At 64.7% G+C, this 25,354-nt stretch carries 24 protein-coding genes; 14 read left to right on the top strand and 10 right to left on the bottom strand.

Annotation, left to right across the window (positions count from 1 at the left end; all coding sequences use genetic code 11):
* The first annotated feature begins 191 nt into the window (after positions 1-191).
* Genes Q2T94_RS02310 through Q2T94_RS02300 form a run of 3 tightly spaced genes read left to right on the top strand, consistent with a single transcriptional unit; the run spans position 192 to position 1,953 of the window.
* Positions 192-623, top strand: coding sequence for an ArsR/SmtB family transcription factor (locus Q2T94_RS02310; protein WP_302262730.1), 432 nt, complete (start codon positions 192-194; stop codon positions 621-623).
* Positions 620-1,015 (top strand): VOC family protein, encoded by a 396-nt coding sequence (locus tag Q2T94_RS02305; protein ID WP_302262729.1) that lies wholly within the window; start codon positions 620-622, stop codon positions 1,013-1,015. Before Q2T94_RS02310 ends, Q2T94_RS02305 begins: the two co-directional genes overlap by 4 nt.
* Complete coding sequence (locus tag Q2T94_RS02300) at positions 1,012-1,953, top strand: aminoglycoside phosphotransferase family protein (protein ID WP_302262728.1); 942 nt, start codon at positions 1,012-1,014, stop codon at positions 1,951-1,953. Before Q2T94_RS02305 ends, Q2T94_RS02300 begins: the two co-directional genes overlap by 4 nt.
* Positions 1,954-2,027: 74 nt before the next feature.
* Here the strand turns inward: Q2T94_RS02300 and Q2T94_RS02295 are convergent, their stop codons facing one another.
* Entirely contained in the window at positions 2,028-2,936 is a 909-nt protein-coding gene (locus tag Q2T94_RS02295; RefSeq protein WP_302262727.1) for a LysR family transcriptional regulator, read from the bottom strand.
* Between the two features lie 130 nt (positions 2,937-3,066).
* Between Q2T94_RS02295 and tdh the strand changes: the two genes are divergently transcribed.
* Both tdh and Q2T94_RS02285 read left to right on the top strand, forming a co-directional pair.
* Positions 3,067-4,113: an L-threonine 3-dehydrogenase gene (tdh, locus tag Q2T94_RS02290; RefSeq protein ID WP_302262726.1), complete on the top strand. Its 1,047-nt coding sequence runs from the start codon at positions 3,067-3,069 to the stop codon at positions 4,111-4,113.
* A gap of 49 nt (positions 4,114-4,162) precedes the next feature.
* Complete coding sequence (locus tag Q2T94_RS02285) at positions 4,163-5,362, top strand: glycine C-acetyltransferase (RefSeq protein ID WP_302262725.1); 1,200 nt, start codon at positions 4,163-4,165, stop codon at positions 5,360-5,362.
* Positions 5,363-5,877: 515 nt separating this feature from the next.
* Here the strand turns inward: Q2T94_RS02285 and Q2T94_RS02280 are convergent.
* Both Q2T94_RS02280 and Q2T94_RS02275 read right to left on the bottom strand, forming a co-directional pair.
* Positions 5,878-6,777: a diacylglycerol/lipid kinase family protein gene (locus Q2T94_RS02280; protein ID WP_302262724.1), complete on the bottom strand. Its 900-nt coding sequence runs from the start codon at positions 6,775-6,777 to the stop codon at positions 5,878-5,880.
* A gap of 155 nt (positions 6,778-6,932) precedes the next feature.
* On the bottom strand, positions 6,933-7,193 hold the full coding sequence (locus tag Q2T94_RS02275) for a GlsB/YeaQ/YmgE family stress response membrane protein (RefSeq protein ID WP_264268168.1): 261 nt from the start codon (positions 7,191-7,193) through the stop codon (positions 6,933-6,935).
* Positions 7,194-7,568: 375 nt separating this feature from the next.
* Here Q2T94_RS02275 and Q2T94_RS02270 point away from each other — a divergent pair, with 375 nt between their 5' ends.
* Positions 7,569-8,810: a serine hydrolase domain-containing protein gene (locus tag Q2T94_RS02270; RefSeq protein WP_302262723.1), complete on the top strand. Its 1,242-nt coding sequence runs from the start codon at positions 7,569-7,571 to the stop codon at positions 8,808-8,810.
* 136 nt (positions 8,811-8,946) lie between these two features.
* On the opposite strand, the gene Q2T94_RS02265 is transcribed toward Q2T94_RS02270, so the two are convergent.
* Entirely contained in the window at positions 8,947-10,317 is a 1,371-nt protein-coding gene (locus Q2T94_RS02265; protein WP_302262722.1) for an NAD(P)-binding protein, read from the bottom strand.
* 265 nt (positions 10,318-10,582) lie between these two features.
* Here Q2T94_RS02265 and Q2T94_RS02260 point away from each other — a divergent pair, with 265 nt between their 5' ends.
* From Q2T94_RS02260 to Q2T94_RS02240, 5 genes are all read left to right on the top strand, one after another.
* Positions 10,583-10,807, top strand: a complete 225-nt coding sequence (locus tag Q2T94_RS02260; RefSeq protein WP_302262721.1) for a helix-turn-helix domain-containing protein — start codon at positions 10,583-10,585, stop codon at positions 10,805-10,807.
* Positions 10,808-11,051: 244 nt separating this feature from the next.
* The gene (locus Q2T94_RS02255) at positions 11,052-11,903 is read left to right on the top strand and encodes an alpha/beta fold hydrolase (protein ID WP_264268165.1); all 852 of its coding nucleotides are present in this window, start codon (positions 11,052-11,054) and stop codon (positions 11,901-11,903) included.
* A gap of 253 nt (positions 11,904-12,156) precedes the next feature.
* Entirely contained in the window at positions 12,157-12,699 is a 543-nt protein-coding gene (locus tag Q2T94_RS02250; RefSeq protein WP_264268164.1) for a ferritin, read from the top strand.
* 242 nt (positions 12,700-12,941) lie between these two features.
* Positions 12,942-14,123, top strand: a complete 1,182-nt coding sequence (locus Q2T94_RS02245) for a TerC family protein (RefSeq protein ID WP_302262720.1) — start codon at positions 12,942-12,944, stop codon at positions 14,121-14,123.
* Between the two features lie 59 nt (positions 14,124-14,182).
* Positions 14,183-14,671, top strand: a complete 489-nt coding sequence (locus tag Q2T94_RS02240) for a universal stress protein (RefSeq protein WP_264268162.1) — start codon at positions 14,183-14,185, stop codon at positions 14,669-14,671.
* 51 nt (positions 14,672-14,722) lie between these two features.
* On the opposite strand, the gene Q2T94_RS02235 is transcribed toward Q2T94_RS02240, so the two are convergent.
* From Q2T94_RS02235 to Q2T94_RS02225, 3 genes are all read right to left on the bottom strand, one after another.
* Positions 14,723-17,488, bottom strand: a complete 2,766-nt coding sequence (locus tag Q2T94_RS02235; protein ID WP_302262719.1) for an aminotransferase class I/II-fold pyridoxal phosphate-dependent enzyme — start codon at positions 17,486-17,488, stop codon at positions 14,723-14,725.
* 45 nt (positions 17,489-17,533) lie between these two features.
* Entirely contained in the window at positions 17,534-18,760 is a 1,227-nt protein-coding gene (locus tag Q2T94_RS02230; protein ID WP_302262718.1) for a serine hydrolase domain-containing protein, read from the bottom strand.
* 166 nt (positions 18,761-18,926) lie between these two features.
* Positions 18,927-21,170, bottom strand: coding sequence for a biotin carboxylase (locus tag Q2T94_RS02225; RefSeq protein ID WP_264268159.1), 2,244 nt, complete (start codon positions 21,168-21,170; stop codon positions 18,927-18,929).
* Here Q2T94_RS02225 and Q2T94_RS02220 point away from each other — a divergent pair.
* Positions 21,139-21,525 carry a hypothetical protein gene (locus tag Q2T94_RS02220; RefSeq protein ID WP_264268158.1) on the top strand — a complete coding sequence of 129 codons (387 nt, stop codon included), beginning with the start codon at positions 21,139-21,141 and terminating at the stop codon, positions 21,523-21,525. The genes Q2T94_RS02225 and Q2T94_RS02220 overlap by 32 nt on opposite strands.
* Before the next feature lie 903 nt (positions 21,526-22,428).
* Here Q2T94_RS02220 and Q2T94_RS02215 read toward each other — a convergent pair.
* A complete protein-coding gene (locus Q2T94_RS02215) occupies positions 22,429-22,803 on the bottom strand; it encodes a redoxin domain-containing protein (RefSeq protein ID WP_302262717.1) in 375 nt (124 codons plus the stop codon).
* Positions 22,772-23,176 carry a hypothetical protein gene (locus Q2T94_RS02210; protein ID WP_302262716.1) on the bottom strand — a complete coding sequence of 135 codons (405 nt, stop codon included), beginning with the start codon at positions 23,174-23,176 and terminating at the stop codon, positions 22,772-22,774. Before Q2T94_RS02210 ends, Q2T94_RS02215 begins: the two co-directional genes overlap by 32 nt.
* 241 nt (positions 23,177-23,417) lie before the next feature.
* Between Q2T94_RS02210 and Q2T94_RS02205 the strand changes: the two genes are divergently transcribed.
* Positions 23,418-24,320, top strand: a complete 903-nt coding sequence (locus tag Q2T94_RS02205; RefSeq protein ID WP_302262715.1) for an N-acetylglucosamine kinase — start codon at positions 23,418-23,420, stop codon at positions 24,318-24,320.
* Positions 24,321-24,437: 117 nt separating this feature from the next.
* A complete protein-coding gene (locus Q2T94_RS02200; protein ID WP_264268154.1) occupies positions 24,438-24,701 on the top strand; it encodes a hypothetical protein in 264 nt (87 codons plus the stop codon).
* Between the two features lie 32 nt (positions 24,702-24,733).
* Here Q2T94_RS02200 and Q2T94_RS02195 read toward each other — a convergent pair whose 3' ends face one another.
* A complete protein-coding gene (locus Q2T94_RS02195) occupies positions 24,734-25,339 on the bottom strand; it encodes a HutD/Ves family protein (RefSeq protein ID WP_302262714.1) in 606 nt (201 codons plus the stop codon).
* Positions 25,340-25,354: the final 15 nt, after the last annotated feature.

Here is a 25,354-nt window from a genome sequence, read left to right as displayed (position 1 = left end):
CCCAATATCGACCGGCCCCAACCGATCCCCTAACGGGATATTCTCCTCCCCCCGCTGCCACCGGGACAAGGGGTTCGGGAACGCGGGAATTCACGCCCCGCTGTCCATGACCCCGGGCTCCCGCAGCCACGACGCCGGCCACTGCCCGGAGCAGCTGCCGTCCCTTGACATGCAAGCAGTGACTTGCCTTAATGGTGAATGTGGAAGAGCTGCTGAAGGCGCTGGCGGACCCGACCAGGGCAGCGATCCTGGACGAGCTGGTGGATCGCACCGGCCAGACGCTCTTTGAAATCTGCAACCGTTTGGCCTCCCGTCACCGCATCAATCCCAGCAGACAGGCGATTTCGCAACACCTGCAGGTGCTCGAGGCAGCGGGGCTGGTCCACAGTGAACGGTCGGGCCGGTATAAATTCCATTACGTTGACACCTCGCCGTTGCGCCGGATCGCCGAGCGCTGGCCGCCCGCCGGAACAGAGACGGCCCGCCCGGAGAAGGCGCAGCCCGAGCGGAAACCTGCCGCGCCGGCCCCCGGCACGGAATCCGGCACCCTCACCACCACACCAACCACGGGTACGGGCGCACCGCGCGCCGGCTCTTCGTCGTCGAAAGGAAATGCATCATGAGAATCAACCTTGCCAGCGTGCTGGTCAGCGACCAGGCCAAGGCGCTGGAGTTCTACACGAAGAAGCTGGGATTCGTGAAAAAGAACGACGTGCCGATGGGGGAGTTCTCCTGGCTGACGGTCGTCTCGCCCGAGGAACCCGACGGGGTGGAGCTGGTGCTAGAGCCGGCCAACCACCCGGCCGTGAAACCGTTCCGGGACGCGCTGGTGGCCGACGGGATCCCGTTCACCTCCTTCGCGGTCGCCGATGTGCAGGCGGAATACGAACGGCTGGTGGGCCTGGGCGTGGAATTCACCCAACCACCGACCGCCATGGGGCCCGTCACCACGGCGGTGTTCGATGACACCTGCGGGAACCTGATCCAGATTGCGGCGATGAACGAGGACGCATGAGCCCCACCGGCTCCACGCCTCGGCCCGCGGCGGACGTAGGCGTCGATCCGGAGATGGTCGGTACCTTGGTGCGCGCGCAATTCCCGGAGCTGGCCCACCTGGAGCCGGGTTTCGCCGATGACGGCTGGGACAATGCCATCTACCGGCTGGGGCCTGACCTTGCCGTGCGTCTGCCTCGCCGGGCGGCTGCCCATGGGTTGCTGCTGAACGAGATGCGCTGGCTGCCGTTCCTGGCACCCCGGCTGCCGCTGCCCGTTTCGGTGCCGGTGCATCGCGGGAAGCCGGGGGAGGGCTACCCGTACCACTGGGTGATCGTGCCCTGGTTTTCCGGACGCAGTGCGGCATCGGTGCCGGCGGCGGCGCGCGACGGCTATGCCGGGGCGCTGGCTGCGTTCTTCAGGGCATTGCATGTGCCTGCCCCGGCCGATGCCCCGCGGAACCTGGTGCGCGGGGTGCCGCTGCGGGATCGGGACGACGCGGTGCGGTCGCGCCTAGAGGCCGTGGGCAAACCCATGCGCGGGGCCCTGCTGGCCATGTGGGAGCAGGGTCTTGCCGAACTGGAACACGTCGGCCCGCGCCTGTGGCTGCACGGGGATCCGCACCCGCACAACATGCTCGTCCACGACACGGCGGGTGCCGGGGAATCGGCTGCCGGCACCGGGCACGAGCCGGCCAGGCTCAGCGCGGTGATCGACTTCGGCGACCTGACGGCGGGTGACCCGGCCTGCGACCTGGCTGTTGCGTGGTTGCACTTCACACCCTCGGGACTGGAGGAATTCCGGGAGCGGCTGGCCGGCCACGGCCTGTATTCTCCCGGCACATGGGCTCGCGCCCGGGCCTGGGCAGTGAACTACGCGGTGCTGATGGCCGGGCTGCCGTCCGGTGACCCGTTGCATGCCGTTGGCACCCACGGCCTAGAACACTTGCTGGACCCGTGAACCCCTGCCTGCCCGATATCCAGGGGTTTGTGGTCCCCGTGGCGTGGCTTCGTGGTGCACTGGAGCCCGGATGGTCAGTCGAGGCTGAGCTCGGCCATGGCCTGGCCCATGGCGGCGGCCACCAGTTGCACGCTGCGCCGGTGCATGGATTCGGGCCGCGCCAGCAGGTCGATGCGCCGCCGGTTGGCGATGCCCTCCAGGGGACGGAGCACCACGGAGGTGCCCAGCGCGGATCCGGCGGTATATCGCGGGATGATGCCCAGCACGTCCCCGCAGGCCACCAGCGCCGCGACGGTGGCGTAGTCGTTGATGCGGTGGATGACCCGCGGTGCGTCCCCGGAGACAGCGCTGATGGCCTTGAGCACGTCGGCGGGGGAGTAGCCTTCGCGACTGACAACCCAGCGCTCGCCGACGAGATCCGCAGGGAGCAGGGTCGCACGGGCCGCGAGCCGGTGGTGGGAGGGAAGGGCGATGTCCAGCGGTTCGTGTGCGAGTGCGGAGACAACCACCCGGTCCGCGGGCCAGGGCGGGGTGTAGTCCATCCGGTGGGCCAGCACCAGGTCGTAGCGGGCGGTCAGCGCCGGGAAGTCCTGCTGTGCGACATCCTCGTCGAAGAACTGCGGCACCGGGGCGCCGGGGGCCTCGAGCTTGGCCAGCAGCGGGCCGAAGAGCGCCTGTCCCACGGAGTGGAACCCGGCGACCGTCACCGGCGCGGCAGGGCTTTCCTGGAATTCGCCGATGGCGGCCCGCGCGGCCGCCAACGAGGAGACCACCGAGGCCCCGGCGGCTGCCAGCACCTCGCCGGCCTCGGTGAGCACCAGGTTCCGGCCTTCCTTGCGGGTCAGCGGCACGTGGATGTTGCGCTGCAGCAGGGCCAGCTGCTGGGACACGGCAGAGGGGGTGACATAGAGGGCGCTCGCCACGGCCTTGACCGAGCCAAGGTCGCCGAGTTCGCGCAGGATCTGCAACTGGTGGACTTCCATGTAGACAATCCTAAATCGTTGATTGAGAAACCTGCGTATCTTCTAAGGTATCCACCGATGGCGCAAGATGCCAGACTGGAGTCGAATCGTCCAAGAACGCGCTTGGATCGGCGCAAGTGAGGAAACATCGATGAAGGCACTGTACAAGTCCGGACCCCACGCCGGATTCGAGCTCGTTGAGCGCCCCGAACCCGTCGCCGGCTTCCACGACGTGAAGATCCGCGTGATGACAGCCGGCATCTGCGGCACCGACCTGCACATCCAGGCCTACGACGACGCAGCAAAGGCCATGATCAAGGCGCCGATGATCCCGGGCCACGAGTTCTACGGCGAGGTCGTGGAGGTCGGGTCCGACGTCCACAACGTGCAGGTCGGGGACCGGGTCTCCGGCGAGGGCCACGTGGTCTGCGGAATGTGCCGCAACTGCCGGGCGGGCCGACGCCAGATGTGCATCAACACCGTCTCGGTGGGCGTGCAGCGCGACGGCGCCTTCGCCGAGTACGTCGTCATTCCCGAAGCCAACGTCTGGGTGCACCGGGATCCCTCGATCACCCCTGAACTCGGGGCGATCTTCGACCCTTTCGGCAACGCCGTGCACACGGCACTGTCCTTCCCGCTGGTCGGAGAGGACGTGCTGATCACCGGCGCCGGGCCGATCGGGCTGATGGCCGTCGCCGTCGCCCGCCACGCAGGGGCCCGCAAGATCGCCATCACCGACGTGTCGCCCGAGCGCCTGGAACTGGCCCGCGGCATGGGCGTGGACCTGGCGATCGACGTGTCCAAGACCCGCATCAAGGACGCCCAGCGCGAGCTGGGGATGCTCGAGGGCTTCGACTTCGGCATGGAAATGTCCGGACACCCCACGGCCCTGCCGGAAATGATCGAGAACATGAACCACGGCGGGCACATCTCGATGCTGGGCCTGCCCTCGAGCTCCATCGACATCGACTGGGGCAAGGTCGTCACCCACATGCTCACGCTCAAGGGCATCTACGGCCGGGAGATGTTCGAGACCTGGTACGCCATGAGCGCCATGCTCACCTCCAACCCGGTTTTGCGCGAGCGCATCTCCTCCGTGGTCACCGACTACCTGCCGGCCACGCAATGGGAAAAGGGCTTCGACGCCGCCCGCTCCGGCCACGGCGGCAAGGTCGTCCTGGACTGGACCGTCTTCTAAACTTCCCCAAGCCTCTTCCACCTTCCGACGCGACTTCCAGGAGAAGCACATGTACACCACCATGAAAGACGAGCTCGCCGCCGAACTGGCGCAGCTGCGCACCGACGGCCTGTTCAAGTCCGAACGCCACATCGACTCCGCCCAGTCCGCCCGCATCTCGGCCGGCGAACTCGGCGCCGAGGCCAGGAAGGTCGTGAATTTCTGCGCCAACAACTACCTGGGCCTGGCCGACGACGAGCGCATCATCCAGGCAGCCAAGGACGCCATGGACACCCGCGGCTTCGGCATGGCCTCGGTCCGCTTCATCTGCGGCACCCAGGACCTGCACCTGGAACTGGAGGCCGAGGTCTCCAAGTTCCTGGGCACCGAGGACACCATCTTGTTCGGCAGCTGCTTCGACGCCAACGGGGGCGTCTTCGAATCGCTGTTCGGCAAGGAAGACGCCATCATCTCCGATGCGCTGAACCACGCCTCGATCATCGACGGCATCCGCCTGTCCAAGGCCGCGCGCTTCCGCTACGCGAACCAGGACATGGCGGACCTGGAAACCCAGCTGCAGGCAGCCGCGGCGCTGAACGACGGAAAGGGTGCCCGGCGGACCATCATCGTCACCGACGGCGTCTTCTCCATGGACGGATACCTGGCACCGCTGGCAGCGATCTGCGACCTGGCCGACAAGTACGGCGCGCTGGTCATGGTCGATGACTCCCACGCGGTGGGCTTCATGGGTGCCACCGGCGCCGGCACCCCCGAGCACGCGGGTGTCTCGGACCGCGTGGACATCTACACCGGCACCTTTGGCAAGGCCCTGGGCGGCGCCTCGGGCGGATACGTCTCGGGCCGCGGGGAGATCGTGGCGATGCTGCGGCAGAAGGCACGTCCCTACCTGTTCTCCAACTCGCTGGCCCCAGCCATCGTCGCCGCGACGCTGAAGGCTCTGGAACTGGTGGAGGGCTCGGGCGAGCTGCGCGAGAAGCTCTTTGAGAACGCCGCGCTCTTCCGCCGACGGATGACCGAGGAGGGCTTCGAGCTGCTCGAGGGCGAGCACGCCATTATCCCGGTGATGTTTGGCGATGCCGTGAAGGCAGCAGAGGTTGCCGGGAAGATGCTGGAGCACGGTGTCTTCGTGACTGCCTTCAGCTTCCCGGTGGTGCCCAAGGGGGCGGCGCGCATCCGCGTCCAGCTCTCGGCCGCGCACTCGGCCGAGGACATCGAGGCCTGCGTGCAGGCCTTCGTCGCCAGCCGCTAAACGTCAACGAAAGATCGCCTGCACTTCCCCAGATGGGGGAGTGCAGGCGATCCTGTTTCAGGATGATCCGTTATGTGGGACCCGTGTCAGGCATGCCGGTGATGCTCATGATTTCGATGCCCGGAGTGTTCGAAAGGGTGCCCTCGGTGCAGGGGCTGTGGACACGGGCGAGTGGATCGTCGACAGCTCTACCCGGTTGCGGACGTCGGGGGGTCCGTGCAAATGCAATGTCGGCCCGCACGACGTGAAGCCCGATGAGCTGGTCCACACCATCGACCTTGACTGCTGCCTCGCCCTCCAGTTCCAAGCCAATTCGACGAAGAACGCGACGGCGGCCGCGAGATCCCCGACCACAACTCCGACATGGTCCATGCGGTGGATCGTCAAGGCACTCAGCATAGGGAACCACGAACGGCCGGGTTCTTGGTCGCCGGGGCAACCTACTCCGAACCCACCCGCAAGGCGCAGAGCCACCTGCGTGCGACGCAGCCGGCGGTTGGGCACCGGCAGGGCCGCTAGCCGACGATCGGCAGGGCGCGCGGCACGCTGGTCACGCGGACCACGGTATTGGCTGCGGCACTCCTGACTTCACCGTCGATTTGGTACGGTATCGGCTTGAGCGTGGTGAACTCGTAATGGTCGGTGCTCGGCTGGTCTCCCAGCCCTTTCGTTGCGGCGCGTGCGGCGGTCAGCAGGACACGCCACTTGGGTTGGTGGGGCAGAATGATGACCTCGAACTTCCCGTCGCGGGGCTGGTCATCGGCCTCGCTGAGCGTGGCGTACTTGGCCATTTCGGGGATGTTCGCGAAGACCAAGCTGTCCAGCTTCAGGTGCTGGCCGTTCGAATGCTGCATTTCAAAGGGCGTAAACTTCGAGAACGTGCGCACCACGGAGACCATTTCCTTCAGCGCTCCCTTGCTGCCCTTTTCCAGGTCGATGGCCACCACCGGAGTGAGTCCGAAGCCGATGTAGGAGTGCGCGTACTCCCCGGTAAGGTCACCTCCCTCTCCCGTGGCGATGTTCAGCAGGTCGATCCTCCGCACATGGCCTTCGGCAATGGCCTCATCGAGGGGCTTGGTGCCGATGCTGGAGCGGTGGTCGTTGGCGTTGCCGGCGGCCATGACAGCACAAACGGCCTCCCGGTTGCCGCTCTGCATGACCCCGTTGACGACTTCGTTGTAGCCCCCGTCCCCGCTGACGGAGACGACCAGCACGTTGGCGTGGTTGGCGGCGGCTTCCCGGGCCAGCTCGACGGCATGGCCTGCATGTTCGGTGGGCTGCAGGCTGATGTCCGCTCGGTAAGGGAGCCGGTCTGCCAACCGGTCCCTCAACTCTTCGGCCAATTTGGGGGCATTCCCCGTGCTGTTCGGGTTGAAAATGATCACGATTGACTCGAAAATGCGCGCGGATTCCATGGAGTGCTCCCCCAGATAGGCGGTGAATGATGACAGTGTGTTCCCCGTGACTGACGCCGACATCCTATCGACCGGGAAATCGGTTGCGATATGAAAAAGACACCTGCACCGCCTTGCTCAGGGGGGCAGATGCCTCTTTCCAACGCTGTTTCCGCTCAGCGAACTGAGCTGCGGCGCCCCGACAGGCCTTCGGCAACGCCGACGAGGAGCACGGATGCGACGACGGCGACGATAAATCCGACCACATTGAGCTCAAAGATGTCGCCTGTGCCGAGCAGGTTCGCGATGACCCCGCCGATGACCGAACCGGCGAGTCCGAGCAGGAGAGTCACAATCAGGCTCAGATTTTGCTTGCCGGGCTTGATGAGTCTCGCGAGGGCACCGATGACTAGTCCCGCGACGATGAATCCGATCATTTTTCTGGCCTTATCTCTTGGTTGACTTGCCGCTAGCTGGCAGCGACGTTGTTTATGAGCCTATGGCATGCCGCTTTGGCGTGCACCCAATCTGCACGGAACCCTTCGTTTTTTCCTGTAGGCCGATCCAGTGTCCCTTTTAGCGGGCGGCAGGCCTCCTGGCCTGCCGCCCGTGACGTCGGTAATTCCGTCGGCACGACGGTGAACAGCCAATCGCCTGCGTCTGACCGGGGTCGATGGGACAACGGTGCCTCCGGACCCCCGCGTCACATTGACTGTCTACGCGACCAAGGGATGCACAAATCGGGACGGTGAGAACCCCCGGTGGTAATGTCCAAATGAACAAACGGTGTAGCAACTGAAGGGTATTTCCCCATGAACAACATGAATTTGGAATTCCAGACGCAGCCCGTGGACATGAACAGCTGGCGGCTGCCCGAGAACCAGCGGTGGGCCTTCCAGCACATGGCCGAGATCCTGCCTACGGCGACAATTTCCCGGGGGGATGGCCAGGTGGCGCAGCTTCCGGAAGGGCACCGCGACCTGGATTCCGTCATTCTGCCGCCGGTCTTTGCCGGAGAAGTGCCCATGAGCGTGGGCTCGGTCATGGCCACCACGGAGACCGATGGATGGATGCTGTTGCACCGCGGCCAGGTGCTCACCGAGCAGTACTTCGGTGGGATGGGCGCCGGGACCCAGCACCTGCTGATGTCGATGAGCAAGTCACTGGTCGGAGCGGTGGCCGGGGCGCTGTGTGACTCCGGAATCCTGGATCCTGAAGGGCAGCTGACCGACTACCTCCCCGAACTCACTGAAACCGGATATGCCGGGGCCACGGTGCGAGAGCTGCTGGACATGCGTTCCGGAATCGACTTTTCCGAGAACTACCTAGACCCTGCCGCCGGAATCCGGAAGCTGGAGGAAGCCATCGGCTGGGCGCCCGCCAAGGCGCCCGGGCCCACGGGAATGTACCCGTACCTGCGGACCTTGGAACGAAAGACCGCCCACGGCGGCGTTTTCGAATACCGCTCCTGCGAAACGGACATGCTCGGCTGGATCTGCGAGGCCGCATCCGGCTCATCGATGGACATCTTGCTGTCGGATCTGGTGTGGGGCAAGCTCGGTGCCGAATCCGATGCGTCCGTTGGCATCGACCAGTTCGGCACCGCTGTCTTTGACGGCGGGATCAACGCCACGCTGCGCGACATGGCCCGCTTTGGTTCGCTTTTCCTCAACGATGGGCTCTCCCTGACCGGTGAGCGCGTACTCTCGTCCGAGTGGATTGAGCAGACACTGGCCGGGGCACCGGACTCCCGAGACGCTTTCGCTGACAGCCCTGTCGACAACCTCATGCCCGGCGGGATGTACCGGAACCAGATGTGGTTCCCCTACGAGGGCAGCGACGTCGTGCTTTGCCTTGGCATCCACGGGCAAATGGTCTACATCAACCGCCCCGCCCAAGTGGTGGCGGTGAAGCTGTCGACCTGGCCGGTCCCGCAGGATCCCGCCAGGCTGTTCCCCACCTTGCGCGCCTTCGACGCCATCGCAGCGGCACTGTTGGTGGAAGTCGAGACCGCCTCGGCGCCGACGCCTTCGGAACCGGAACCGTCGAAGTAGTGCGCCGTATGGTGTTCAGGCAATAGCCGACGCCAGCTACAACGGGACGGGAATCCGGGGTGAGGGAGTAGCCCCTCACCCCGGACAGGTCCCTTCGCTGAGGGTCTTCGGCGAGCGGGGGGATGAGCGCCAGGGTTCAGACCAGTTCCAACAGCCGGGCAACGCCCAAGGGAACCTGGGTCTTCAGGCGGGAGAGCGCATCATCCACCTCGGCCAACCTGCCCTCCTCGGGTGGAACCCGTGCCGGATTCAGCGCCACGGCGTCGGCCCAGGCCTTGATGTCCGGTTCCGACCCAAAGGATTTCGCCGCACGGGTGCCCATGATCTGCATGGTCGCCCAACTGGCAAGTGTGTTGGGATACGGGGTCGATGGGCAGAGCCGGTTCTTTTCCGCGTCGTCGTCGCGGGTCGCTTCCACGTAGCCGGCCAGCGCTGCACCGAAGCACGGGAATCCGGCCCGGATCGGCTGCAGCGTGATCGCCGACGGTCCCCAGATCGGGATGGTCGGCGGGTAGCGCAGGCCAGAGGCGGCACAGTGCACCACGAGCGCGTCCTTGGCCATCGAGACCGTGCCGTCCTCGAGCGAAATGCGCCTTCGTTCCACCGCCCGGACATGTCCGAGCCGCACGACGTGCTCAATGGTGCGCAGTTTCTCCAGTTCCCAGGTCGCCAGCGTCGGAGTCTTGGCCATCGTCGGGGTGACCGACCGGTCGATGCGGAGCATGATGCCGGCGTCTTCCAGCCGGAAAAACAGGTCCTCGAGCGACGTCGCGGCGGCGGATGCCTCCATGGTGTCGGCGGCCATGCCGAGGAACACCGCCGGTTCCGGCTGGACGACAGCGCGGTTGAGCATCCAGGGATCGCGCGGCCTCACCCAGCAGATCGCGTTGGGGTCCACGCCGTGGGCCAGGAGCCAGATGCAGGCATCGGTTGCGGTCTTGCCCGATCCCACGATCACATACTGGCTCGGCGCCTCCATGGTGCGGGCGAGGCTGTTGACCGGAATCACGCGGACATCGTCCGCGACGTCGAAGCGCGGCGGGGTGACTGACGGGATGTCCGGTGCAAGGTACCGTGCGTCGACGATCCGGCACTGCGATGGCACCTCGGTCCGCCGGCCGGAGATATGCGAGACGATCTGCCGGTCGGCAACGTACTCGCAGTTGTTGAAGAACTCGACCTTGTCGGTGCCCAGCATCCGGTCGGCCAGGATGTGGGCGTAGTAGGCGCAGATCTCCGAGACATCGGCCCGTTCATGGAGGCCGGCTTCCGGACCGTGCTGTTGCACCCGGGAATCGCCGAGCAGCGTGGAGGCGACACCATAAAATGCGGAGGCCTGGTGCAGGCGCGCGAAGGGATAGGCGTCGAGCCAATGCCCGCCGGAACCGTGGCGTCTGTCGACAATGGCCACGCGCGCGTCTGCATGGTCGATCAACGCATCCGCGAATGCCATGCCCATCGCGCCGGCCCCGACCACCAGGTAGTCGGCTTGCACCTTGTGCGTCATGGACCCATTGAAGCACCGCAGTGCAGGGTGTATCCATAGCGGCAGTGAGGCCGGTTAATCCGGCAACGCAGTCCCCGCGCGGTCGTTGCGCAGACGCTGCTTCCCTGAGGTGGGAACCGTGGCCCAAATGCAATGTCGTTTCCATGGTGCCGTCGGTGCCTTGTGACTAGCATGGTAACCACGTTGCACAAGTGGTTGGAGTGGTGCACGGCATTGGGAGTTTCATTTGGGGATGAAATACAACATGATTGGGGGAAGAAACACCATGGTGGATCTCAAGGGGTTCGAGGATGCCCACTACATGACCGTGGCAGAGGTCGCCGAGGCCATGCGGGTATCCAACATGACCGTTTACCGGCTGGTGCATTCCGGGGAATTGCCCGCCGTGCGCTTCGGCCGTTCCTACCGCGTGCCCGCCCAGGCAGTGAAGGAATACCTGATCGCCGAGCAACACGCGGCGGCATCGGAGCACCGTCCCGAAACCAACTAAGCGAGCCCTCCGGCCGGGGATGCGGAAGCGCTCAATGGGCGTAGGGCTACCGATGTGGGCCCGTCCAGTTCGATGCGGCATACCCGCACGCCACCGGCAGGGTCCGTCGTCTTGCGTTTGCGCCCGTGGGCTTCGCACCGGGTCATGTCGCCACGGATGCTTGAAATGCGGGGTGCGGTTCCTTAGCGTGAGTGGGAGACCGGGATAGCGATCGCACGCACCACCGAACGGAAGGCAAACCTCCATGGGCTTCATCAGCGTTGGCAACGAGAACAGCACGTCAATCGACCTCTACTACGAGGACCAGGGCCAGGGACAGCCGGTGGTCCTCATCCACGGGTACCCACTCAACGGACATAGCTGGGAGCGCCAGACCCGTGTCCTGCTCGACGCGGGCTTCCGCGTCATCACCTACGACCGCCGCGGGTTCGGCCAATCGAGCAAAGTCGGCACGGGGTACGACTACGACACCTTCGCCTCCGACCTCAACACGGTGCTCGAAACCCTCGACCTGAACGACGTGATCCTAGTTGGCTTCTCCATGGGCACCGGCGAACTGGCACGCTATGTGTCCACGTTCGGGCACAAGCGCGTCGCGAAGCTCGCCTTCCTGGCTTCGCTGGAGCCATTCCTCGTGCAGAGGGATGACAATCCCGAGGGCGTGCCGCAAGAAGTCTTCGACGGTATCGTCGAGACGGCCCAGGGTGACCGCTTCGCCTGGTTCACGAGCTTCTTCTCCGATTTCTACAACCTCGATGACACCTTGGGGTCGCGGATCAGCCAGGAAGTCGTCACAGCGAACTGGAACACCGCTGTTTCGAGCGCGCCGGTGGCCGCCTACGCGGTCGTTTCCTCCTGGATCGAGGATTTTCGCGCGGACGTCGCAGCGGTGGCTGCCAGCGGCAAGCCGGCGCTCATCCTGCACGGCACGGCCGACAATATCCTGCCCATCGATGCCACGGCGCGGCGGTTCCGGAAATTGCTGCCGGAAGCCGACTACGTGGAAATCGACGGGGCACCCCACGGCCTGCTGTGGACACACGCCGCTGAGGTCAACGCGGCACTGCTCGCCTTCGTGGGGAACGCGCGGAGGTAGCCCGGGGGCGGCCAATCCCGTCCTGTATTTGGCTTGCGTCCCTTCCCTCGCCGGCGGATCCGCGCAGGCCAGGAGCACTCCGCGGTCAGGGAAAACGAAGAACTGCAACCGGTTCGCCGACCGGTACCTCGCCCGCCCTTGACGTTGGTATCAAGGACGGGGGACGCTCGATACAGGTCCTTCGCCACCACGGCCCGACCAGTTCGCGGCACGCCGGGTCCGCACGCGTGCACACCCACTTCAGGAGAGCATCATGAGCCATCAGTTCAATGAGTTACTGACCCGCCAACTGGGCAACGAGTTCGCGGCGTCCCAGCAGTACATTGCCATCGCGGCCTGGTTCGATGGACAGGACCTGCCCCGGCTGGCGAAGCACTTCTACCGCCAGGCCTTGGAGGAGCGGAACCACGCCATGATGATGGTGCAGTACATGCTGGACCGAGGCATCAAGTTCGTCATCCCCGGCATTGGCGAGGTCCGAAACGACTTTGCGACGGCGGAAGATCCGCTGGTGCTTGCGCTTGCCCAGGAGATCGAGGTCACCGAGCAGATCAAGGAGTTGTTCGCCGCAGCCCGGGCCGAAAACGATCCGCTGGGAGAGCAGTTTATGCTGTGGTTCCTCAAGGAGCAGGTCGAGGAGGTGGCGTCGATGTCCACGTTGTTGAATATCGCGCGCAGGGCCAGCAGTCTCTTCGAGATCGAGACATTCCTGGCCCGCGAATCGGTGGGAGATGCCGGGCAGCCCGGTGCGGACGGGGGAGCCGGCGCGCCCGAGGCCGCCGGGGGAACGCTCTAAAAAGTGGCGCGGACGGCGGTCCGGACCAAAACGTCGATCTGCCAACGACGGTTCCCATCGTCCGTGCAGGGAGGGGTATCAAACAGCCTAGCGAGGTGCTAGTTTCGACACACAGGCTTTGCTTGGTTGCTGGCATTCGACGACGCCGTAGACGGCCCCTCTGAGGGCGCCTCCGGCAGCGGTATGCCAAAACCAGGCAAGGTCCCGGGACCGCCGCCACCGCCGTCCGAAAGAAGGAACACATGACAGTTTCCCCCTTGATTTGGGGCATCACCATCGTCGTTATCCTGGCCTTGCTCGCCTTCGACTATTTCTTCCACATCCGCAAGGCGCACGTCCCCGCGCTCAAGGAAGCCGCCATCTGGTCATCGATCTATGTGGGGATTGCCATCATCTTCGGGATCCTGGTGTTCGTTTTCGGCGGTGCGACCATGGGGTCGGAATACTTCGCCGGCTACATCACGGAGAAGGCCCTTTCGGTCGACAACCTGTTCGTCTTCCTGATCATCATTGCCAGTTTCAGGGTTCCCCGCGAGGACCAGCAGAAGGTGTTGCTTTTCGGCATCGTGTTCTCGCTGCTGGCCCGGACCGGGTTCATTTTCCTGGGTGCGGCGCTGATCAACTCGTTCGCCTGGGTGTTCTACCTCTTCGGCCTGATCCTGCTGATCACGGCCGGCAACCTGCTCAAGCCCGGGGACCACGCGACGGGGCAATCAGACAACTTCATGATGCGCCTGGCCAAGAGGTTCCTCCACACGACCGACCACTTCGATGGAGACAAGCTCTTTACCATGCACAACGGCAAGCGCGCGCTGACGCCTATGCTGCTGGTCATGGTGTCGATCGGCGGCACCGACATCTTGTTCGCGCTGGACTCCATTCCCGCGATCTTCGGCTTGACGCAGAATGTGTACATTGTTTTCACCGCCACCGCGTTTTCGCTGATGGGACTGCGCCAGCTCTACTTCCTGTTGGACGGACTGCTTGACCGGCTCATCTACCTCTCCTATGGACTGGCAGCCATCCTGGCCTTCATCGGCGTCAAGCTGGTGCTCCATGCGCTGCACGAAAACAACCTTCCATTCATCAACGAGGGCGAACCCGTCCCCGTCATCGAAATTTCCACCGGACTGTCCCTGGGCTTCATCATCGGGGTGCTTGTCATCACCATCGTCGTCTCGCTGCTGAGCAAGGCGGGAAAGGCACAGACAGCGATCAACAGTGCCCGGCGGCACGCGGTGGACTACATCGACCTCGGCTACACTGCAGACCCCGCCGAACGCGAACGTGTCTACCGGCTGCTGACGATGGAAGAAGCCCAGATCATGGCCATGGAACCGAAGTACCGCAACAAGGCCAAGGACGTCGACAAGATCCGTGCGCAGGTGGCCGAGGCGCATCGGCTCCACGACGAATACACCTAGCCTCGGCCGCGGCCCTGAGCCCCCTCGAACCATTCCGCACGACCCAAGGAGAAACGGCAATGAGCACCGAAGGAACATTCAACATACCGATCCATACACCGGAACCCGCCCCGGCCGGCAGCATCGTGGTGGGACACGACGGGTCCAAGGGCGCGGAAGACGCGTTGGCCATGGCCCTGGAGCTGGCCCGGAAGCTGTCGGCACCGGTCGTCGTTTCACGGGCGTGGTCCATCGCCACCGCACCGCGGCCGGCCGGGTGGGAATTCGGCTACGTCCCGGCCATGGACGAGTTCACCGCAGCCGTGCGCGAGGAACTGGAACGCGATGCCCACCCTGTTGCCGAAAAGTTTCCCGGGGTCCAGATCACCTATGAACCGGTGCACGCGCCGCCGGCCAAAAGCCTCATCGCGATCTCGCACGACGCCCTGATGATGGTGGTGGGAACCCGCGGGCGCGGCGGCTTGAAGGGCATGCTGCTGGGCTCGGTGAGCGAGCAGTGCGTGCGTCACGCCGCCTGCCCGGTCCTGGTGGTGCGACCGCGCGACTGATGCGGCGCGCGAAAGGTCACCGGCCATCCGGCCGGTGACCGGCAATCTGCGCTAGACCCCGAGGGCGGGGTCCGGTTCCTCGTTGATGATCCGGTAGCCCAGGGCCGCGTCGAATCCGTGGATCTCGCGAGTGTCCAGGGCCTCCATGAAGGAGAGGATCTCCTCGGTGACGACCTGTCCGGGCACCAGGATCGGAAACCCCGGCGGGTAGGGGGTAACGAAACCGGCGGAGACGATCTCCTCCCCGGCGCGCACCCGGTCCGCTAGCTCCCGCGGCATCAAATAACCGCATTTCTCGGTCTTGTAGGTGGTGAAGTACGCGGTGCGCAAATCCCCGTCGACGGTGTCTTCCCCGCTGCGGAAGCGCTGGGCAAAGCGGCTGAAGTCCGGCAGCGGCGGCGGGGAGGAAACCAGCTCGGCGACGCGGGCCTTGCGGGCCCCCAGCGCGGCGGGCGACATGTCCTCGCGCTCGGCGTCGAAGTGCTCCGCGAGCTTGACCAGCACGTCGATGAGGTAGGCGACGGCGCTGCGCGAGGTGCCGATGTTGGTCATGAAGAGCACCGTGTTCCGGGAGGTCTTGTTGACCTGGATCCCGTGCAGGTCCATCAGGTACTGGTGCTTGAACGTGTCCCCGTCCACTCCGGTGTTCCCGATGTGCAGGGTCAGCCTGCTGGGGTCCATGACGAACTCGTCGGTGCGCCAGGCCTCGTCCATCGCCGCGATCCCGTCGCGCAGCGGCATCGGCCGGTCGGTCTGGCGGTACTCGGCCGGGATGAGGTCGCAGGTGCTCAGCACGCGGAAGTACTTCTTCAGCAAGGGGTGGCGCGCCACCGCCTGGGCCACCGACTGCGCCAGGTAGGCCTGGCGCTGGACCAGCTCGTAGCCTTCCAGCACCGCCTGGCGCCGTCCGATGTCCAGCGAGGCCAGGATCTGGTAGTTCGGCGAGGTGGAGGTGTGGGTCATGTACGCGGCCTTGAAGGTCACCTCGTTAAGGTGGCTGAAGTCCTGGTCGTAGACATGGATCATCGACCCCTGTCGCAGCGCGGTCAGCGTCTTGTGCGTTGACTGCGTCGCGTACACGCGCAACCTGGCGATGCGCGGATCCGGCAGCAGCCGCGTGGCCAGCCACACCTCGTCGTCGGCCGGTTCCCCGGTCACCGGGTCGAAGAGCGAGGCCCGCTGGGCGTCGGCGCGCGCCGCGTACTCCGGGTCCCTGAAGCTTTCCTCAAGCGCGGCCGCCGCAGCCATGGCGGTGCGCCGGCGGTAGATCGGGTGGAACCCGGCGAAGGCGAACCACGCCTCGTCCCAGAGGAAGACCAGGTCCGGCTTGATGGCCAGGCATTCGGCCATGACGCGTTCGACGTCATAGACGATCCCGTCGAAGGTGCAGTTGGTCAGCGTGATCATCTTGACCTCGTCAAGGCGGCCGGCGCGGCGGTAGTCAAGCAGCATGCCCTTGAGTGCCTTCAGCGGCACGGCGCCGTAGAACGAGTACTCGTTCAGCGGGTAGGCGTCCACGTAGGCGACCTGCGCCCCGGCGAGCATCAGCGCATAGTGGTGGGACTTGTGGCAGTTGCGGTCGGCAATAACCACGTCGCCCGGGGCCAGGATCGACTGGTGCACGATCTTGTTGGCCGTGGAGGTCCCGTTGGTGACGAAGTAGGAGCGCCGCGCGCCGAAGGCGCGGGCCGCCAGCACCTGGGCGTCGCGGATGGTGCTGCGCGGATCAAGCAGCGAGTCCAGCCCGCCGGAGGTCGCCGAGGTCTCGGCGTGGAGCAGGTTCATCCCGTAGAACTCTCCCATGTCCTTGATCCAACGGGAGTTCACCACCGAGCCGCCGCGGGAAATGGGCAGCGCGTGGAAGACCGCGGCCGGCTTGCGGCTGTGCTGCTGCACGGCGTCAAAGAACGGGGTCTGGTAGCGCGCCGCGACCCCGGCCAGCAGAGAGAGGTGCAGTTCCATGGACTCCTCGCGGCGGAAGAGCCGGGCGAAGCGCCGGTTCGCCGCACCGGCGAGGTCCTCGATGGACACGTCGGCCACCAGGTACAAGTCCAGTTCCGGGCGCAGCTTCTTGAGCTTGTCGGCCATGGTCAGGATGCGCTGTCTGGGGGTCTGGGAGGCTACGCCGGGATCGACGACGCCGTCCAGGTAGCGGCGCAGGTCGTCGCTGGGCCGCTGCCGGGCAGGCACGGTGAAGCCCGGGCGCACGATGCAGGCCTGGATGGTGGGGTTCAGCAGCACCGCGATCAGCGCGTCCTCCAGCGAAGGCACCACGTTGACCTGGTAGATGAAGGCGTCGGTTTCCCGGCGCTGGCCGGTCATCTCGGCGATGAACTCCTCACGCACAGTCGCCGATACGTCGTCGACGACCAGCACCTCGAAGCGCGGGCGGCGGTCGGCGATGGCCAAGCCCGCCGCGTCGAGCGCCTCGGCGTGGGGGTCCGGCTCGACGAGCTTGTCGTCGAGCTCGTGGCGGAAGCGCGCGAACCCGCGCGTCACGGTCTCGATCATCGTCAGCGCCGCAGCGTAGTCGCCTTCCCGCAGGCGGGTGCGAAGCTCGAGCACGTGCGCCTTGCCGGGCACTGCCCAGTAGGTCTCCACGGCCTCGAGGAAGCGCAACTGTCGGCCGACTTCCTCTTTCAGGCCCTTCTCCACGGTGCGTGCGCCGTTGGCGGCATCGGCCATGCCCGGAAGCTGCTTGGCCGCATAGCCCAGATATTCCCAGGCGTCGGTGCGAAGTCTCCACACGTTGGAAGGTGTCGCGTATTGTTCGGTGTCGACCTTCGACAGTACCGCTTTCACTTCTGGTCCATTCATAGGGGGCAACTGCCCTTGCGGGGCGTCACAAATCAGGGGGGGAAATTAGGCGTCCTCGGCCACGGGGTGGGTGCGTGCCGGCCGGATGAACAGGGGAAGGAATTCCTGGAGCGGCACCGGCGGCTGGGAGCCCAGCTCCGCGGCAATCGCGTCAAAGGCGCGCAGCGTGGGGAAGAGCTTGGAGGCGTCCTGCGGCAGCGGCCAGCTGGAAAGCTTCACACCCACCACTTGGGCGGGGCGGTTGATGTAGACCATTTGCCCGTGGATGCCCAGGCAGAGCAACACATCGTTGCCCTCGTAGGGGAACCACATCTGGTTCCGGTACATGCCTCCGGGCATCCGGTTGTCGCCGGGGCTGTTGGCAAAGGCCTCGCGGGAGTCTGGTGCCCCGGCCAGTGTCTGCGCGATCCAGTCGGCCGACAGCACGCGCTTTCCGCCCACCGAGTGCCCGTCGTTCAGGAAGAGCGAGCCGAAGCGTGCCATGTCGCGCAGCGTGGCGTTGATCCCGCCGTCGAACATGCCGGTGCCGTACTGGTCGATCCCGATCACGGCGTCCGCCTCGGCGCCGATCTTGCCCCACAAGAGGTGGGACATCAGCGTGGGCATGGTCGATCCGGAGACCGCCTCGCAGATCCAGCCGAGCATGTCGGTTTCGCAGGAGCGGTATTCGAAGACCCCGCCGTGCGCGGTCTTCTGTCGAAGAGTCGACAGGTACGGGTACATGCCGGTGGGACCGGGAACCGCCGGGGGAGCCCAGCCGATCGCCTCCTCCAGCTTCCGCACCTCGGCGTCGGCATCCAGGTAGTCCTCGGAGAACTCGATGCCCGAGCGCATGTCCAGCAGTTGGCGGACCGTGGCCCCTGCGTAGCCGGAATCGGCCAGGGTGGGCACATAGTCGGTCAACAGCGCCTCGGGATCCAGCATCCCCGCGTCATACAGCGCCCCGGCGACGGCGCCGACCAGCGACTTGCTCACCGACATCAGCAGGTGCTCGGTGTCGGCGGTCATCTCCCCGAAGTACTGTTCGGTAAGCACCGAGCCGCGGTGCAGAAGCATCCACCCGTCGGTGTCGCTCATGCCCATGACCGAGCCCACGCTCATCGGCGCTTCCTCGGGACCGGCCGGGGCCAGCATGATCGAGTCCAGGTCGCGGTGGGCGGCCGGCAGTTTGGAGGCCGGTTCCAGCCCCCGCGAGATCACCGCGGTGGGCAGGAACTCGGCCATGTGCTGGAAGGACCAGCGCAGGTTTTGCGGCAGTTGCCAATTTTGCATGTCCACCCTGGATGGGTGGTGATCAAGGTTCGTGCCGTCCAACGCTGGTTCCTTCCATGGCTGCACCATTGCAGCGTTCTGTTGCCGCATAATGCGGCGTTGTCATTGCTGCATCGGTGCAGCTTTTGGTAACGGCCAGGGCTTGCGCCCTGGTTCTATTGCCGAGCTACCACTGTGTTTTGACTCCGATGCCGGCCGTCGCATCCACTGCCGATTCCCCACCCACCGGTATGCCGGCAAAGCCTGCCCTGATGGAGTCGATGAAGTGCTTGGCCCGGATGGTCAGCTTGGGCGAGCCGTTGCGCTCAAGCTGAAGTCGTCCCTTGGTGACCAGGATGCCCAGGTCGGCACCCTTCCAGCGGTAGTCGCCGGGACCGTAGATGCGCAGGAAGAATGCCTCGGACTCGTTTTGCAGCATGTGCCAGTCCATGGCGGGGCGGCTGAAGACCAGCGCGCCGTTGGCGTCAAGGTAGTACTGGCCCGTTGCCGGGGTGGCGGTGAGCAGCTCGACCGTCTCGGAAGTCTCCTTGATGATCATCTGGCTCCACACGTCGGCACCCGAGAGTGCTTCCCAGCGCGCGTTGATCTCGTCGATGTCCAGGTCGAATTCCACGTCCATGTATTCGAGCAGGTGGAATAGGAACAATGGGACGTCCGCGTAAGCGCCGGCGGTCACGTTGGTGATGGCCGATGCCCCGGAAATACGCGGGTTCAATTCGCCCAGGTAGACCTTGTCGGTGTCGGTGTCCACGAGCACGTCGACCTCGAAGAAGCCGCGGTAGCCTTCTTTGGAAAGCCTGTCGCCCATGCGCTTGACCAGGTCGGTGGCCTGCGCCCGCTGGTTGTCGGAGAGCACGTCCGGGTGCATTTCGTTGCCGCACCAGCCGCCCTTGTACGGGGTCAGGTCGTTGTGGCCGGCCAGTTCGGTGAGGAACGGCCCGACCAGGGTGCCCGAGCGCGTGAGCACTGCCTCGACAGCTACCGGCAGGTTGTTGATCCGGCGCATGATCTTGATTTCCTCGTCGACGATCTCGGCGCTGTGCTTGTTCCAGTCAGCCTCGTTGTTGATGAAGAAGGTGGTCTTGCCCGAGTCGCCGTATGGAGTCTGGACGACCAATTCGTCCCCGAGTCCGGCCTCGTCGGCGGCCTTGCGCAGGGCCTTCCAGTCCGAACCCGTGGTCAGGACGTTCGGGACCGAAGCGACCCCTGCCTCGTTGCCCAACTCGGTGGTCACGATCTTGGAATCCAAGCGGGAGCGCAGCTCGGCCGACGGCAGGATCAGGTCGTAGCCCAACTCGTCGCAGATCTGCTCGGTTTCCTCGTCGAAGAAGACCATGGCGACCTTGGGCCGCGTGCCGGGACGCAGGTCCTTGGTCATGCGGGCGCGGACCTCGGCGTTGAGCAACAGCCAGTTGTTGATCTCCTCGCCGGAGCCGAATTCGCGGTACGGCTTGTGCACGGGGGTGAAGATCCGCGGGTGGGCGCCGTCCCAGGCATCGTAGTAGCTGATGTAGGTGAAGTTACGCACCCAGCGGTCAAGGCCCAGCAGGTTGAAAGGGGTGGCGCCGATGAAGAAGATCGGCACGTCGTTGGTGCGGAAGAAGTGGCGGACCTCGGAGATGTTGCGCACCGTGTGCAGGACCGTCTCGGCCGGCACGGTGGAGGCGAAGGCGGCGTCGGTTCCGACGGTTGCCTCGGGTGCCTCGGGGCCGGACGGGGTGGCGCGCGGCATCGGGTCGGCTGCCGGAGTCGCAACGGTCGAGGCTGTGGCCTTGGAGTCAGGCTTGTCCGTGACGGGGGTCTTGGCGGCTGCAATCGAGGTTGCAACGGCGGGCTCAGCCTTGGTTGCCAGCTTGGCTTCGGTGGTGCCCGTTGCGTTGGCGGATGACTTCGTGTCGGCCGGCTGGGTGGACGGAGCGGTCACGGCTGCTGGCTTGTCAGAGGACTTGACGGGCTTTGGATCGGCGGTGGTCTTGGGTGCGGCGGACTTCGGGGGCGCAACCGGGGCAACAGAAGGGCTTGCCGTGGCAACGGCAGCCGCTGGCTTCGTGGCCGTGGACTTCGCCTCGACGCCGGCCTTGACTGCTGCAGGGGCGGTCTTGGAGGTGGCGGCGGAGGACTTGGCGATCGGGGACGGTGTCGTCGCCGTTCCGAGGGACTTGGGCGCGGCGTCATTCGTCTTCGCGGCAGTGGTCTGGGTGGCGGTGGCCGGCTTTGCCGCGATCGAGGTGGCAGCGGCGGAAGATGTGGCTGCCGCGGGCGCAACGCTCCGGGTAGCAGCTGTCTCGGGCTTCTTCGCGGCCGACTTGGCTGCGGTGGCCTGGGCCGGAGTGGCAGACGTGGATTTTGCGGCGGCGGTCTGGGCCGGAGTGGCAGACGTGGATTTTGCGGCGGTGGCGGGCTTTGACACCGAGGCCTTTGCCGCTGCTGCGGACTTGGTTGCGGGGGTCTTCACCGCGGTTGCAGGCTTTGCCGCCGGCGACGCGTCAGTCGTCGGAGTGGTTTTGGAAGCTGCGGCTGAGGGCTTTTCACTCGCAATCTTGGCCGGGATCACGGCGGTCTCTCGAGCAGACGGAGCAGCCGTGGTCTTTACCGGTACGGACTTTGAAGCGGCAGGCTGTCGAGAGGCGGTTTTCGCAGCGGTTGCAGTCGACGAATTTGAGCTCGCTGTGGTTTTTGCGGGTGCAGCGTTCTTCACGGGTGCAGCCTTTTCATCAACCGATTTTTTGTCTGTCGTCGGTTTGGCCACCACCTTGTTGAGCTGACTCGGCTGGCCGATCTTCTTACCGGTCTTGTTCGCGTGTGCGGTCATTGTCCAACTCCTTTCATCGGGGAGATAGCCGAATCCTGGGGAGGTAGTTGACTCTGGCCGTCGGGGCCGCGCATTTCGTGTGAACACGGTGTGCACTGGGTCCCTGCAACATGAGTGTTCGCCGCCTCCCCATGGTCGGACAACCGCAGGTGCGGTAGACCGACCCATGGGGATTCTTCATTTCCATCTGCTAGTCCAGTAAACGTAGTTGGGAGAAGTGAACACTGCCTAAACGGCAGGTGTTGAAAGGCACGCCGGGCCGGGGGCATCGCCATGAATCCGCCGTAGAGGAGCGGTTTCCGGGTCGTTCCCGGGGGGCAGAACGAAACAGAAAATAATGAAACCCCGCGTAAGGGATTGGGATTTCCGGATCCTGAATCGACATGCTGTGATGTAGGTTACCGATGAGTTTATTTTTTGGCGCATTTTCGGCTTCACCGAGATATTTGAATGGAATCCAAGGCATGCAATAGGGGCCGTTGATTGAGGTTTTAGTGGCGGCTGAAAGATTTCCGAATGTTACCTATGACGTATGATTTGAAGTCACTTGGCCTTCCGGTGATGGCCCGAATGCGCAGGGAACCAGAGGCAAATCGATCGATATTTCAGACGGGTGGTTCAACCCCCTCCAGCGCGACAACAGTCGATCAGGCATCGATAGAAGTTCACCCGGTTCTCGGGCACCGCGGCTCGGCGGGAGTCCCTCAATCCACCGCTTGGAACGACGGTGCCAAGCGCCATTGGTCGAACGGGTCATGCATCATCCGGCCTCGATCGAGCGAATGTTGCAGGCATCCTGAAAACACGCGCAAAGAGCAAAGATCGGGCGTCAGCGGTGATATGAAACTTTAGTCGGCTAGGGATCCCGAAGTTGCGCGAGAAGACGACGCGGGTGGGCGTCCGTGTCGGTGATGCCAAGATTGGCATGGGCGATATTTCCCGCAACCACGATCAGGGTGCTGCGCACATGAAGCTTCTCGCCGTCGAACTCGAAGGACGGAAGTCCCAGTTCGGTGGCCGCGGAAAAGCCGGGATCCGATAGTAGCGGGTAGGTCAAGTGCAAACGCTCGACGGCCTCGGGCTGGTAGTCGGAATCCCGGTTGGAGAGACCGTAAAAACGGTATCCCATGGCCGCGCAGTCGGCTGCAAGATCGCGGAACTCGCACGAGGCGGGCGTCGATTTTGATGCGGGCGGGGCACTAATCCGGAAGGACCTGCCGATCCGGACCAACCACGGGCTCCGTGGTTCTCCGCTTCCGACGCCAGCGAATGAAAGTCGAAATTGTCCACATTAGGACGGTCGCCAGCACTCCGAGCGCGCCGCCGACCCAGGAACCGATTATCAAGCCGATCCCACGCAAATCCAGCCCACGGCCCTCTGAGAGTCCCGGGACATACGGCGGCTCGAAGATCGCGCCGACAACGATCCCGGCGAAGATCCCGTAAACGATCGAGGCAGCGACTCCCAGCACCAGGTACAGTCCCGGAGCCCTGCTGCCTCCGCGCATGTGCACGAGGCTGCCAACTGTGATCGACACCAGTGCTGCAGCGGACGTCAGCACCCAGAAGCCGATGAGGTCGTAGTCGTAGTCGTTGTAGTCCATGGGGCAAATGCCCGCCCTCTATTGGCAATGAAGCAGCCAGTCTATCGGCTGGGCCGTCTGGGGACCTGCGACTCGATTGCCAAGGAGTAGCCAATCCTTGGTGCCGTGGGCTAAAGCCTGGCCATCGACCGAAGGCTCCGACTCATGGGTCAACTCGCCTGCGGCTTGCTGGCCGGTGATGTAATGAAGGCAGGACGAGCAACCGCAACCCGGGCGGACCCGTCCCGGTCGGAAGGAAAACATGACACCCGCGAACGCCGAGAATCTGGCATTGGTGGGCTTGGACATCGGGGGCACCAAGACCCATGGCGTGCGTTGGTTCAATGGACACATCGTCGCCGAGGCTATGGCAGGCAGCGCCAATGTCCAGAACGTCAGCGTGGAAGTGGCCACCAGGAACATTGGGCGGATATTTGAGGAGCTTGGGTCGGGGCGCATCGATCGAGTCGTGGCCGGGGCCGGAGGCGTAGACACCGCCGAGGATGCACGGCGGCTGAGGGCGATGATCGAGGTGCATGCGCCAGGGGCCGCCATCCAGGTGGTGCACGATTCACGGCTCATTCTTGCAGCCGGCGAGACGGCCACTGGCATGGCAGTCATCCTGGGCACGGGCTCGGCATTCTGGGGGATCAACGCCGAGGGCCGGGAAGCGCGCGCCGGCGGGTGGGGCTATCTGCTGGGGGATGAGGCAAGTGGTTATTGGATGGGCCGCGAAGCGGTGCGGCACACCCTTCGAGAGTTCAACCGGAACCAGCAGCCAGGCATGTTGGCCCGCCTCGTGCTCCAGGCCAACGGTGTGGCATCGCCCGACGAGCTCATTGGGCTGTTCCATGGAGATACCGACAGGCGCTATTGGGCTCAGCAGTCCGACGTGGTCTTCAGGGCGCTCGAGTCGGGGGACCCTGCTGCCGCCCGGATCATCGACGATGCTGTCGCCTACGTGGCCGGGAACCTCGGGGATGTCTCGACCGTCCTCGGGATCCGGGGCCCGGTGATCATCGGCGGTGGACTGGGGATGCACCAGCCGGTTTACCAGCAACGCATTCGCACGGCACTCTCGGCCATGGGCCTGGAGGGCATTCGCTTCCTGGACGTGGATCCGGTCCTTGGGGCGCTCTTCATTGCCCAAGCGCCACGCTCCTAAATCGCAGGAATTTGCGGGAACTTGGCGAGAAAATTGCTGCCGCAGGCGGTGGCGAGTGCCCAAAGTGGGTGTGCCTGGTGGAGACTGGGGGAATCCATTCACGAAAGAAGGCAGCAAATGATCAATCTCAAGCAGGATTCGGACGGAAACGTCCGGATGAGCCGGCACTATCCGGAGAGCCTCACGATCTGCGTCACCTTCGCTGACGGGACGCAGGAAGAGGTCAGCGGGCGCCGGATGAACGAGATCTATGACGCGGCCCTGGCCGAATTCCGGTTGCAGAACAAGATGGATGCCAAGGGCTTCAAGCGCTCGCCGAAGGCCATCCACCGCAAGAACGCCGTCGGATTCGTTCCGGTCAAGCCCGGCCTGAACACCTAGCCGAGGGCTTCAACGGCCCTCGGTCCGTGTCATCACGGCAGGTCGAGGGACACCACGGCCATGAAGCCCCGACCGCTGATGCGCGGGGAGCCCTCCTCCCCGCCGATCACGGTGTCGCGCAGCTCGAGTGGATCCTCCGATTCCCCGCGCAGCACGGTTGCCTTTCCCTGCAACAGAACGCCGAACTGGGCACCGAAGAGATGCTGTTCGCGCTTCTTCGACAATTCCACGATGCGCACGTTGCCGCGCACCGCACCGGTGCGCGTGATCAGGTTCAGTGCCAGAACGTCTCCCGTGGGCAGTGCCGCGGCCGCGGTGCTGCCGCCGGCGAACTTCAAGGGGCGAAGAGCCTCCATCGCATGCGCTGTGCCGTCGATGGTCAATTCGAGCAGTTCACCGGCAATGACCGTCAGCGTCCGGTCGAATCCCCCATAGGGGGTGAAGTCCCCGGCGGCCTCGATGGAAGCCACACTCAGGCGCCAATCCCATTCCTTGCCCTCTGCCGGCAACAGCTTCGAGTCGGGTCCCAGTTTTCCGGCGGCGATTTCCCGGACTTCCCCCTGGGCCCATTTCCGCTTGGTGGAGTCGGCCAAATGCAGAATTGTGCCGGTTGCCAAGGACCGGTTCGTCGTCGTCATGACATGAAGTCTAGT

This window comes from Paeniglutamicibacter sulfureus (assembly GCF_030512175.1).
Lineage (GTDB): Bacteria > Actinomycetota > Actinomycetes > Actinomycetales > Micrococcaceae > Paeniglutamicibacter > Paeniglutamicibacter sulfureus.
Note: the sequence above shows the minus strand (reverse complement) of the source record. Positions and strands in the feature narration are given on the sequence as shown.